This is a genomic window from Pseudomonas sp. AC172 (assembly GCF_979258595.1).
The window spans coordinates 4,820,967-4,832,873 of record NZ_OZ409868.1 but is presented as its reverse complement, the minus strand read 5'-3'; the positions used below and the strand labels follow the sequence as shown (position 1 = coordinate 4,832,873).

Annotated in this window: 8 protein-coding genes; 2 read left to right on the top strand and 6 right to left on the bottom strand. The window is 59.5% G+C overall.

The window, feature by feature from the left end:
• Positions 1-177: 177 nt before the first annotated feature.
• The 3 genes from betA to betI form a co-directional block, all read right to left on the bottom strand.
• Positions 178-1,881: a choline dehydrogenase gene (gene betA / locus ACZ0A4_RS21830; protein WP_463576339.1), complete on the bottom strand. Its 1,704-nt coding sequence runs from the start codon at positions 1,879-1,881 to the stop codon at positions 178-180.
• Positions 1,882-2,061: 180 nt separating this feature from the next.
• The gene (gene betB / locus ACZ0A4_RS21825; RefSeq protein ID WP_463576338.1) at positions 2,062-3,534 is read right to left on the bottom strand and encodes a betaine-aldehyde dehydrogenase; all 1,473 of its coding nucleotides are present in this window, start codon (positions 3,532-3,534) and stop codon (positions 2,062-2,064) included.
• An 88-nt stretch (positions 3,535-3,622) separates the two neighbouring features.
• Complete coding sequence (gene betI, locus ACZ0A4_RS21820; RefSeq protein WP_038363121.1) at positions 3,623-4,216, bottom strand: transcriptional regulator BetI; 594 nt, start codon at positions 4,214-4,216, stop codon at positions 3,623-3,625.
• Positions 4,217-4,645: 429 nt separating this feature from the next.
• Here betI and betT point away from each other — a divergent pair, with 429 nt between their 5' ends.
• Positions 4,646-6,643 carry a choline BCCT transporter BetT gene (betT, locus tag ACZ0A4_RS21815; RefSeq protein ID WP_463576337.1) on the top strand — a complete coding sequence of 666 codons (1,998 nt, stop codon included), beginning with the start codon at positions 4,646-4,648 and terminating at the stop codon, positions 6,641-6,643.
• A gap of 228 nt (positions 6,644-6,871) precedes the next feature.
• On the opposite strand, the gene choV is transcribed toward betT, so the two are convergent.
• From choV to ACZ0A4_RS21800, 3 genes are all read right to left on the bottom strand, one after another.
• On the bottom strand, positions 6,872-8,050 hold the full coding sequence (gene choV, locus ACZ0A4_RS21810) for a choline ABC transporter ATP-binding protein (RefSeq protein WP_016772804.1): 1,179 nt from the start codon (positions 8,048-8,050) through the stop codon (positions 6,872-6,874).
• Positions 8,047-8,892 (bottom strand): choline ABC transporter permease subunit, encoded by an 846-nt coding sequence (choW, locus tag ACZ0A4_RS21805; RefSeq protein WP_128614048.1) that lies wholly within the window; start codon positions 8,890-8,892, stop codon positions 8,047-8,049. The genes choV and choW overlap by 4 nt, the downstream gene beginning before the upstream one ends.
• Positions 8,893-8,958: 66 nt before the next feature.
• Complete coding sequence (locus ACZ0A4_RS21800) at positions 8,959-9,903, bottom strand: choline ABC transporter substrate-binding protein (protein ID WP_463576336.1); 945 nt, start codon at positions 9,901-9,903, stop codon at positions 8,959-8,961.
• 437 nt (positions 9,904-10,340) lie between these two features.
• On the opposite strand from ACZ0A4_RS21800, the gene ACZ0A4_RS21795 reads away from it, so the two are divergent.
• Positions 10,341-11,717 carry an L-serine ammonia-lyase gene (locus ACZ0A4_RS21795; protein ID WP_463576335.1) on the top strand — a complete coding sequence of 459 codons (1,377 nt, stop codon included), beginning with the start codon at positions 10,341-10,343 and terminating at the stop codon, positions 11,715-11,717.
• Positions 11,718-11,907: the final 190 nt, after the last annotated feature.

Below are 11,907 nucleotides of genomic sequence, written 5' to 3'. Positions count from 1 at the left end.
GTGAAGAGGGGGTGTAGGGGGATTTACTGTGCAGCGAGGGAATTTGTGCTGAATCTCAGGGCCCTATCACTGGCAAGCCAGGCTCCCACAGTTTTTGCTGAACACATTATGTGTGCACGACACAAAACTCTGTGGGAGCTGGCTTGCCAGCGATTAGCCTTGATGCGCTATCAAGTCTTACTGAGCAGCCGGGGTGATATCACGCATCGGCTTGCCCTTCACTGGCGCATCGCCCGCAACGTAGTACGGCGCGGTGCTGCGAGGCAGCGGCTGGCGTCCACGGATCTTGTCGGCGATTTTCTCGGCGATCATGATCGTCGGCGCGTTCAGGTTACCGGTGGTGATGATCGGCATGATCGAGGCGTCAACCACACGCAGGCTCTGCATGCCGTGTACGCGACCTTCGCCATCAACCACAGCCATCTCGTCGGCGCCCATCTTGCACGAGCAGGACGGGTGGAACGCGGTTTCGGCGTGCTCGCGGATGAACTTGTCCAGCTGCTCATCGGTTTGCACTTCAATGCCTGGGCTGATTTCGCGGCCACGGAAAGCGTCGAGTGCCGGCTGTTGCATGATTTCACGGGTCAGGCGGATGCCGTCGCGGAACTCCTGCCAGTCTTGCTCGGTGGCCATGTAGTTGAACAGGATGCTCGGGTGCTGGCGCGGGTCTTTCGACTTGGCCTGGATGCGACCACGGCTTGGCGAACGCATGGAACCCATGTGCGCCTGGAAACCGTGCTCTTTCACACCGTTGCTGCCGTTGTAGTTAATCGCCACCGGCAAGAAGTGGTACTGAATGTTCGGCCATTCGAATTCCGGACGCGAACGGATGAAACCGCCGGCTTCGAACTGGTTGCTCGCGCCGATGCCGGTGCCGTTGAACAGCCATTCGGCACCAATGGCCGGCTGGTTGTACCATAGCAGCGACGGGTACAGCGAAACCGGTTGGGTGCAGGCGTATTGCAGGTACAACTCAAGGTGATCCTGCAGGTTTTCACCGACGCCCGGCAGGTCGTGAACGACCGGAATGTCGAGCGACTTCAGCAGTTCGGCAGGGCCGACACCGGAGCGCTGCAGAATCTGCGGCGAAGCGATGGCACCGGAGCACAGCAGCACTTCTTTGCGCGCTTTGACTTCGACGCGCTCTTCAGCGTCGCCGACCAGGTAACGCACGCCAACTGCACGCTTGCCTTCAAACAGAATCTTGTCGGTCAGGGCGTGGGTGACGATGGTCAGGGTCGAACGCTTTTTCGCGGTGTCGAGGTAGCCACGGGCGGTGGAAGCGCGACGGCCTTTCGGCGTCACGGTGCGGTCCATCGGACCGAAGCCTTCCTGCTGGTAACCGTTCAAGTCTTCGGTGCGCGGGTAACCGGCCTGTACGCCAGCTTCAACCATGGCGTGGAACAGCGGGTTGTTGCCCGCCTTCGGCGTGGTCACGCTGACCGGGCCTTCGCCACCGTGGTAATCGTTCGGGCCGATGTCACGGGTTTCGGCTTTGCGGAAGTACGGCAGGCAGTCGAGGTAGGACCAGTTTTCCAGGCCCGGCAGTTTCGCCCAGCCGTCGTAGTCCATCGCGTTACCGCGGATGTAGCACATGCCGTTGATCAGCGAGGAACCGCCGAGGCCTTTGCCGCGACCGCATTCCATCCGGCGACCGTCCATGTGTGGCTCGGCGTCGGTTTCGTAAGCCCAGTTGTAGCGACGACCTTGCAGCGGGAACGCCAGGGCAGCCGGCATTTGCGTGCGGAAGTCGAAACGATAGTCCGGGCCGCCTGCTTCGAGCAGTAGAACGGTGACGCCGGCGTCTTCAGTCAGACGGGTCGCCAGAGTGTTACCGGCCGAGCCGGCACCGATGATGATGTAATCGAATTCTTGGGACATTGAATGCACCCTCTTTAGATGTGGTCAGGTCGGACCTTGGCGAGTGCTGTGCACTCGAATCGCTGGCAAGCCAGCTCCCACAGGGATTGGGGGCTGCCACAAATTGGATGGACAACTCCAAACCTGTGGGAGCGGGCTTGCCCGCGAAGAGGCCTTCGCGGGCAACGCAAATCTCGGGTCTTAGAACACCGAGACGTAATCGCCCAGCTCGACCTGTACCGATTTGATGCGGGTGAAGTTGTTCAGCGAGCTGATGCCGTTCTCACGGCCAACACCCGACTGCTTGTAACCGCCGACCGGCATTTTTGCGTCCGACTCGCCCCAGGCGTTGATCCAGCAGATACCGGCTTCCAGTTGATGAATCACGCGGTGTGCGCGGTTCAGGTCTTTGGTGACGATACCGGCGGCCAGGCCGAAGTCGGTGTCGTTGGCGCGGCGGATCACTTCTTCTTCGGTTTCGTAGGAGAGGATCGCCATCACTGGGCCAAAGATTTCTTCACGAACGATGGTCATGTCGTCGGTGCAATCGGTGAACACGGTTGGAGCAACGAATGCGCCTTTGGCGAATTCGCCGTCGGTCAGACGATCGCCGCCGCACAGCACGCGGGCGCCTTCTTCTTTACCCTTGGCGATGTAGCCGAGCACGCTTTCCATGTGCGCGAAGCTGACCAGCGGGCCGAAGTTGGTGTTTTCGTCTTCCGGGTTGCCAATGCGGATGCGTGCAACGCGCTCAACGATCTTGGCTTCGAAGGCGGCTTTCAGGTGCGCCGGTACGAACACGCGAGTGCCGTTGGTGCAAACCTGACCGGAGCTGTAGAAGTTGGCCATCATGGCGGTGTCGGCAGCGCGATCCAGATCGGCGTCGTCGCAGATGATCAGCGGGGATTTGCCGCCCAGTTCCATGGTCACGTCTTTCAGCGACGAAGCCGAAGCGCTGGCCATGACTTTCTTGCCAGTGTCGGTGCCGCCGGTGAAGGAGATTTTTTCGATGCGCGGGTGCTCGGTCAACCAGGTGCCGACTTCACGGCCGCTGCCGGTCAGTACGTTGAACACGCCATTTGGAACGCCGGCTTCGGTGTAGATCTCGGCCAGTTTGAGGGTGGTCAGCGAGGTCACTTCGCTTGGTTTGAAGATCATCGCGTTACCGGCAGCCAGTGCAGGCGCGGATTTCCACAGCGCGATCTGGATCGGGTAGTTCCACGCGCCGATACCGGCGACAACGCCCAGCGGCTCGCGACGGGTGTAAACGAAAGAGGTGTCACGCAGCGGGATCTGCTCGCCTTCGATGGCGGGTACCAGGCCTGCGTAGTATTCCAGCACGTCAGCGCCGGTCACGATGTCGACGTACTTGGTTTCGGAGAAGGATTTACCGGTGTCCAGGGTTTCCAGCGCGGCCAGCTCATCGTTGCGTTCACGCAGGATGTCGACGGCGCGACGCAGGATGCGCGAACGCTCCATGGCGGTCATCGCGGCCCAGATTTTCTGGCCCTTTTCAGCGCTGACCACGGCGCGCTCGACGTCTTCCTTGGTCGCACGTTGCACCTGTGCGAGGACTTCACCGTTAGCCGGATTGATGGCTTCGAAGGTGGCATCGCTGCCAGCGTCAGAGTACGCGCCATCGATGTAAAGTTTTTGCAGTTCGAAACGGGCCATAGTGTCCTCGCAAGTGCATTGGTGGTTGGCGTTGACCACCGCGCTGAAGCTGCGGTGGCAGTGAGGGGCCGAGCGTTTTCTGTGTGCTCTAGCTCACCTTCTTGGCCAATTGGAAATCCATGTATTCGTAAGCGATCTGTTGCGCCTGCGCCGTGTCGAAAGCATCTCCCGACAAAGCGCCGCGCAACCACAAGCCGTCAATCAACGCTGCCAGTCCCCGCGCGGCGCTGCGCGCGTCTTCGAGCGGCAACACACGGCGGAACTCGCAGCACAGGTTGGAATACAGACGGTGATCGTTGATCCGCTGCAACCTGTGCAAAGACGGCTGGTGCATGCTGGTGGCCCAGAAGGCCAGCCAGGTTTTCATTGCCGGGCCATTGACCTGGCTGGCGTCGAAGTTGCCTTCGATGATCACCTGCAGATGCGCCCGTGGGCTGTCATCTGCCAGCGCCTGTCGGCGCGCGGTGACGCTCTCGCTGAGGGCGGTCATCAGGTACCGCATCGTCGCGGCAATCAGGCCGTTCTTGTCCTGAAAGTAATGACTGATGATGCCATTCGAGACACCGGCCAAACGGGCGATCAGCGCAATGCTGGCGTCCCCCATTCCGACCTGATCGACCGCCTGCAAAGTGGCTTCGATCAGTTGTTGGCGGCGGATGGGTTGCATACCGACCTTGGGCATCTTGCACATCTCCTTAGGCCTTCCGAGCGGCGATTCACGCCTATCGGATTGACGGCCAGTCTATTTTGTTTTGATTGAACGTTCAATCAACAAAGAATAAGATCTGCGACAAATCGTCGCTGCCTACAGATTTTTCCTACGTGTAAGTGGCGATAAAACCGACATCCGAAAATGCTCGAAACCTGTATGGGGCATGGCGCGGTTCGCGATTCGATGGACGTGTTGAAAGGGCAAGACGCTCAGGGCCAGGTTTCGGATGAACGTCCGTCCACCTTCGGCCACGAAAGCGATTCGCAGCGCCATTTCGGCAGGTTCGGGCTTTTTTCGGGGTGTCTTTATATCACCCGCCGGTCGGCTGCCAACTAACCGATTGGTCGGGTTCCGTGTTGCCTTGTGTTCTTCTCTCGCACTGCCTGGAGCATTTGTGCCATGAGTTCTGCCTCGCTTATAAAGACCCCGCCCGAGAAGGTGACGGTCAACGGTTGGGTGTTTTACACCTCTACCGCGCTGATTCTGTTGTTGACCGCCATTCTGATTATCGCCCCGCAAGAGGCCGGCAGACTGTTGGGTATCGCTCAGGCCTGGTTGTCGCGCAGCTTCGGCTGGTACTACATGGTGGTCATCGCCGCCTACCTGGTATTTGTCGTCGGCCTGGCGTTTTCCTCGTACGGCAAGCTCAAACTGGGCAGCAAGGACGACACCCCGGATTTCAGTTACGGCGCCTGGGCGGGGATGCTGTTCTCGTCGGGTATCGGTATTTCGCTGCTGTACTTCGGCGCGTCCGAGCCACTGGATCACTACTTCAATCCACCGGAAGGCGTATCGGCCAGCAACATGGCCGCGCGTCAGGCAGTACAACTGACGTTCCTGCACTGGGGCCTGCATGGCTGGGCGATCTATGCGCTGGTCGGCCTGGCCGTGGCGTACTTTGCTTACCGTCATAACCAGCCGCTGGCCCTGCGTTCGGCGCTGTATCCGCTGGTGGGCGAGCGTTGGGTCAAGGGCGCGGCCGGTCACGCGGTTGACGGCTTCGGCATGTTCGTAACGCTGCTGGGCCTGGTAACGAACCTGGGGATCGGTTCGCTGCAAGTGTCGTCGGGCCTTGAAAACCTGTTCGGCATGGAACACAGCAACACCAATCTGCTGATCGTGATCATCGTGATGAGCACCGTGGCGACCATCGCTGCCGTGTCCGGCGTAGAGAACGGCATCCGTCGTCTGTCCAACCTGAACATCGTGCTGTTCAGCGGTCTGCTGATTTTCGTGCTGCTGTTCGGCCCGACTCTGCACCTGCTTAACGGCTTCGTGCAGAACATCGGTGACTACCTCAATGGCATCGTGCTGAAAACCTTCGACCTTTATGTGTACGAAGGCGACAACGCCAAGTCCGAGCGCTGGATGGGTCTGTGGACCCTGTTCTACTGGGCGTGGTGGATTTCCTGGGCACCATTCGTTGGCATGTTCATCGCGCGTATTTCCCGTGGTCGTACCGTGCGTGAACTGGTTGCTGGCGTGCTGTTGATTCCGCTGGGCTTCACCTTGGCCTGGCTGTCGATCTTCGGTAACTCGGCGCTGGACCTGGTGATGAACCACGGCGCGGTGGAGCTCGGCAAGACGGCGCTGGAACAGCCGTCGATGGCGATCTATCAATTGCTTGAGCATTATCCAGCGTCGAAAGTCGTCATCGGTGTGTCGATCTTTGTTGGCTTCGTGCTGTTCCTGACCCCGGCCGACTCCGGCGCGGTGATGATGGCGAATCTGTCCTGCAAGGGCGGCAACGTCGACGAAGATGCGCCGCACTGGCTGCGGATCTTCTGGTCGGTGGTGATCACCCTGGTGACCATCGGTCTGCTGTTTGCCGGTAACTTCGAAGCCATGCAAACCATGGTGGTGCTGGCCGGTCTGCCGTTCTCGGTGGTGCTGGTGTTCTTCATGTTCGGCCTGCACAAGGCGATGCGCCAGGACGTGCAAATCGAACAGGAGCAAGCGCAACTGGCGGAGCGCGGTCGTCGTGGTTTCAGCGAGCGTCTGACGCAACTGGATCTGCAACCGAGCCAATCGGTAGTGCAGCGCTTCATGGACAAGCAGGTCAGCCCGGCGCTGGAAGATGCCACCGCGCAGATGCGTGCGCAGGGTCTGCAAGTGCAGACCCTGCTGGGTAAATCCAAGCGTTGCATGGGCGTGCGCGTGGAGATGGAAGAGGGCAACCCTTTCGTCTACGAAGTCAGCCTGGACGGCTATCTGGCGACCCCGACCGAATCGGCCCAGTCCGATGAAGCGCGCCAGCGTTACTACCGCGCTGAAGTGTATCTGCACAACGGCAGCCAGGATTACGACCTGATGGGCTTCACGCAGGATCAGATCACGCGGGATGTGCTCGATCAGTTTGAAAGCCATCGGCAGCTCCTTGGCCGGGTGTACAGCTAAAGTCAAAAGCCCCCCTCACCCCAGCCCTCTCCCTAAGGGAGAGGGGGAAAGGGAGCAGATCGGGGGCTTTTCAATACCTGAGTTCGACTCGATTTCTCAGGTCGATGTAGCTTGAAAGTACAACTCGGTCAGTCCCCTCTCCCTTTGGGAGAGGGCTAGGGTGAGGGGCTTTTACCTTGACCCAATAAAAAAGGGATCGCTCACCGCGATCCCTTTTTTTATCCCGCCTTAACCGAGGTTCTTGCCCAGCAACGCGTGATACAACTCGCTGTCGCCCAGGATCCCCACCACATGATTGTTATCGTGCAGCACCAGCTTGTTGCCGGTCTGATAACGAATCTGCAAGGCGTCACGCATGCCGATGTTCGAATCCACCAGCGTCGGCTTGCGCTCCAGGCCTTCCACCGCTTGCCCCGGCGCCCAGTTCTGCAGGTTCAACACCGAACCGTTCTGCCGCGCACCCTTGATGGTGTTGCCTTCCGCCAGGTCCAGCCACGAATCACCGCCCGGATCGAGACACACTGAACCGTTGATGCGTTTGCACTTGTCCAGTGTGCGCATCAGGCTGCGACCGCAAAGCACGTTGAGCGGATTGGTGTGCGCCACGAACGTACGCACATAGTCGTCCGCCGGGTTCAGCACGATCTCTTCCGGCACGCTGTACTGGATGATCCGGCCGTCCTTCATGATCGCGATGCGGCTACCGAGTTTCAGTGCCTCGTCGAGGTCGTGACTCACGAACACAATGGTCTTGCTCAGCTTGCGTTGCAGCTCCAGCAGTTCATCCTGCAAGCCCTGACGGATCAGCGGGTCGAGGGCCGAGAACGGTTCGTCCATCAATAGAATGTCGGCGTCCATCGCCAGTGCCCGCGCCAGACCGACACGCTGCTGCATGCCGCCGGAGAGTTCGTCAGGCTTCTTGTTGCGCCATTGGGTCAGGCCAACCAGTTCGAGTTTTTCATCGACCAGCTTCTTGCGTTCCTTCTCCGGGCGACCCTGCATTTCCAGACCGAAACTGATGTTCTCGCGCACCGTCAGCCACGGCATCAGGGCGAACTTCTGAAACACCATGGCGATGCGTTTGGTGCGCATCATTTTCAGCTCGGCGGGGGTGCAGGAGGCGATGTCGATCTGACGGTTTTCATGCTCGACGAAGAGCTTGCCGCGACTCACGGTGTTGAGGCCGTTGATACAGCGCAGCAGGCTCGACTTGCCGGAACCTGACAGGCCCATCAGCACGCAGATCTCGCCCTTGTTGATGTCCAGCGTGGCTTTTTCCACACCGACGATCTGTCCGGTCTTCTTCAGGATCTCGTTGCGGGTCATGCCCTGATCCAGCAGCTTGAGCGCTTCGCGCGGATCCTTGGAGAAGATTACGTCGACGTCTTCGAAGCGAATTATGCTCATGCGTCACCCCCTACTTTAGCGTCGGGTTGTTTGCAGATACGGTCGAGCATGATCGCCAGCAGTACGATCGCCAGGCCCGCTTCGAAGCCCAGGGCGATATCAGCAGTGTTCAGTGCGTTGACCACCGGTTTGCCGAGTCCGTCGGCGCCTACCAGTGCGGCAATCACCACCATCGACAGCGACAGCATGATGCACTGGGTGATGCCGGCCGCGATGCTCGGCATGGCGTGAGGCAGTTCGATCCGTGAGAGCAATTGGCGACGCGAGCAGCCGAAGGCCTTGCCGGCGTCCATCAGTTCTTGCGGGACATCGCGGATGCCCAGGTAGGTGAGGCGGATCGGCGCAGCGATGGCGAACACCACCGTGGAGATCAGGCCCGGCACCACACCCAGCCCGAAGAGGGTCAGGGTAGGAATGAGGTAAACGAAGGTCGGTACGGTCTGCATCAGATCGAGTACCGGACGCATTAACGTGTAGAACATCGGTTTGTGCGCGGCGACGATGCCCAACGGCACGCCGATGACCACGCAGACCAGGGTCGCGAACATGACCTGGGCGAGGGTTTCCATGGTTTCCTGCCAGTACCCCAGATTGAGGATCAGCAGGAAGGAAGCGATAACGAAAGCGGTCAGCCCCCATTTGCGCTGGATGAAATGGGCGAGCAGGGCGATGAGGCCGATCAAGACAAAAGGGTTGAACCAGGTGAGCGCAAACGTCACGCCGTGGATCATCGTTTCCAGGGTCACGGCGATTGCGTCGAAGGTGCTGGCGCCGTGTTGCGTCAGCCATTCAACGAAGCCCGCGATGTACTGGCCTAGAGGTATTTTCTGATCAATCAGCATGGTAGTGAACGTCCGCATGCAAGGAAATAAACAGCCCGGGCGGGCGAGCCCACCCGGCATAAGCGATTACTGAAGCTTGGCTTTCACGGCCGCAAGACCAGGTTTACCGTCAATGGTGGTCACGCCAGCGAGCCAGGTATCGAGCACTTGTGGATTCTTTTTCAGCCAGGCCTTGGCGGCCGCGTCAGGCTTCATCTTGTCGTCGAGGATGTTGCCCATCAGTTCGCTTTCCATGTCGACGTTGAACTCCAGGTTCTTCAGCAACTGACCGACGTTGCTGCATTCCGTGGCGTAACCCTTGCGGGTGTTGGTCGCCACGGTCGCCGCACCGAAATCGGGGCCGAAGAAATCATCGCCACCGGTCAGGTATTGAATCTTGAAGCGCTTGTTCATCGGGTGCGGCGCCCAGCCGAGGAAGACCACGGCGGTGTCGCGTTTCTGCGCGCGGTCGACCTGCGAGAGCATCCCCGCTTCCGACGATTCAACCACTTTGAAACCGGCGGTCTTCAGGCCGAAGGCGTCCTTGTCGATCATGCTCTGGATCAGACGGTTGCCGTCGTTGCCAGGCTCGATGCCGTAAATCTTGCCGTCGAGTTCTTTCTTGAATTTGGCGATGTCGGCGAAGTCATGCAGACCTTTGTCATACAGGGCTTGCGGCACGGCGAGGGTGTACTTGGCGCCCTTGAGGTTGGTGCGCACGGTTTCCACGGTGCCGGCGTCGCGGTAGGCCTTGATGTCGTTTTCCATGGTCGGCATCCAGTTGCCGAGGAACACGTCCATGTTCTTGCCGTCGGCCAGCGATTTGTAGGTCACGGGTACGGAGATCATGGTGGTCTTGGTCTTGTAGCCGAGGGCGTTGAGCACAACAGAGGTGGTCGCGGTGGTCGCGGTGATGTCGGTCCAGCCGACATCGGAGAAGTTAACGGTACTGCACTGCGCCGGTTCTGCAGCTTGCGCCAGTAACGGCAGACTCAGCATGGCGGCCAACAACAACGACGGGGAACCTTTCATGGATGGACTCCTTGGTGTTTTTTTTGGCAGTGTTCCGACTGTGGACCACCGCACTTATAGGTTGCGGTTGGATGGCGTTCTGGAGACAGCTCTACCACGGCGCCTTGCAATCGAGTCACAACGATCATGTACCAGTGAAAATCTGACGCCTACAGGGGGGGTCGTATCCAGTACAGGGATGGTCGTATCTAGTGTCGGTGACGTCGTTTACAGCTTTTTTCAGCCCCCGATGGCCATCTGAACCGCATAAAAACGGCGAAAAACCGGGGCGAAAACGGCGCGGCGCTGGTGGACATGAGTGCGTCGGTGTCAGACGCCGTGCGCTCCGACAAAAGCCTGATGATGCGGGCATTCCGGCGGATTGCAGCTTGAGCGTAGCAGCTCCGCCAGCGGGCGCTTTTGCGTCCCGGACCGGCATCCTCAGGAGCTCTGCAGCAATGGCTATCAGTGTTTTCGACCTGTTCAAAATCGGCATCGGCCCTTCCAGTTCCCACACCGTCGGGCCGATGCGCGCCGCAGCGTTGTTCGTCGTGTCGTTAAGGGGCCAACATCAACTGGAACAGGTGCGGCGAATCGAAGTGCAGCTGTTCGGTTCGCTGTCGGCCACGGGCATTGGTCACGGCAGCGACAACGCGGTGATCATGGGCCTGATGGGCGAGTGGCCGGACGCAATCGACCCGGCGCAGATCGGCCCACGCATTCAGGCGCTGCGCGAAACTCACACCCTTTTATTGGATGGTCGTCTGGCGGTGCCGTTTGTCTGGGCACGGGACATGCGCCTGATCGATGAAAACCTGCCGTTCCATCCCAATGCCATGACGATTGTTGCCGAGGGCGACCACGGCGAACTGCATCGCGACACCTACTATTCGGTGGGCGGCGGTTTTGTCGTCGATCAAAAGCAGGCCTCCAGCGGCGTGGTCGATCTGGATCGCACTGAATTGCCCTACGACTTTTCCAGTGCGGTCGAGTTGCTGGAACTGTGCAAGAAGAACAATTTGCGCGTTGCCGAATTGATGATGGCCAACGAAAAGGTCTGGCGCAGTGAAGAAGAGATCCGCGCCGGGCTGATGAAGTTGTGGCGGGCCATGCAGGATTGCGTCGAGCAAGGTTTGAAGCACGAAGGCATCCTGCCGGGCGGATTGAATGTGCGGCGGCGTGCGGCGAAGCTGCACCGCAGTCTTCAGGAACTGGGCAAACCCAATGTGATCGGCTCGACGTTGAGCGCGATGGAGTGGGTCAACCTGTTTGCGCTGGCTGTCAATGAAGAGAACGCGGCGGGTGGGCGCATGGTCACGGCACCGACCAATGGCGCGGCGGGAATCATTCCGGCGGTGTTGCACTATTTTATGAAGTTCAGCGAAGCGGTGACGGACGCCAACGTGGTCGATTACTTCCTCGGAGCGGCGGCGGTGGGGATTCTGTGCAAGAAGAATGCGTCGATCTCGGGCGCCGAGGTGGGCTGTCAGGGTGAAGTCGGTTCGGCGTGTGCGATGGCGGCGGCGGGGCTGGCGGAGATTCTCGGCGCTACGCCGGAGCAGTTGTGCAACGCGGCGGAAATTGGCCTGGAGCATAACCTTGGACTGACTTGCGATCCGGTCGGTGGTCTGGTGCAAGTGCCGTGCATCGAGCGCAATGCGATTGCGGCGGTGAAGGCGATCAACGCGGCGCAGATGGCGTTGCGTGGCGACGGTCAGCACTTTATTTCGCTGGATCGGGTGATCCGCACCATGCGTGATACCGGCGCGGATATGCATGACAAATATAAAGAGACTTCGCGGGGTGGCTTGGCGGTCAGCGCGGTTGAGTGCTGAGACCGAGTCGCCTCAATCGCGAGCAGGCTCACTCCTACATTTGGAATGCGTTCCCCTGTAGGAGTGAGCCTGCTCGCGATAGCGTCAGACCAGTCAAAACTGCTCACCAAGTGAACACGCACCATCAATCACGCCACCTTTTAGCGCGTCGCAATCAGATAAGAGTCTTTCCCACCTGTTACACGCGCTC

Coding starts and splice junctions, on each gene's coding strand:
- betA (WP_463576339.1), bottom strand. CDS start 1,881: ATGTCCCAAGAATTCGATTACATCATCATCGGTGCCGGCTCGGCCGGT.
- betB (WP_463576338.1), bottom strand. CDS start 3,534: ATGGCCCGTTTCGAACTGCAAAAACTTTACATCGATGGCGCGTACTCT.
- betI (WP_038363121.1), bottom strand. CDS start 4,216: ATGCCCAAGGTCGGTATGCAACCCATCCGCCGCCAACAACTGATCGAA.
- betT (WP_463576337.1), top strand. CDS start 4,646: ATGAGTTCTGCCTCGCTTATAAAGACCCCGCCCGAGAAGGTGACGGTC.
- choV (WP_016772804.1), bottom strand. CDS start 8,050: ATGAGCATAATTCGCTTCGAAGACGTCGACGTAATCTTCTCCAAGGAT.
- choW (WP_128614048.1), bottom strand. CDS start 8,892: ATGCTGATTGATCAGAAAATACCTCTAGGCCAGTACATCGCGGGCTTC.
- ACZ0A4_RS21800 (WP_463576336.1), bottom strand. CDS start 9,903: ATGAAAGGTTCCCCGTCGTTGTTGTTGGCCGCCATGCTGAGTCTGCCG.
- ACZ0A4_RS21795 (WP_463576335.1), top strand. CDS start 10,341: ATGGCTATCAGTGTTTTCGACCTGTTCAAAATCGGCATCGGCCCTTCC.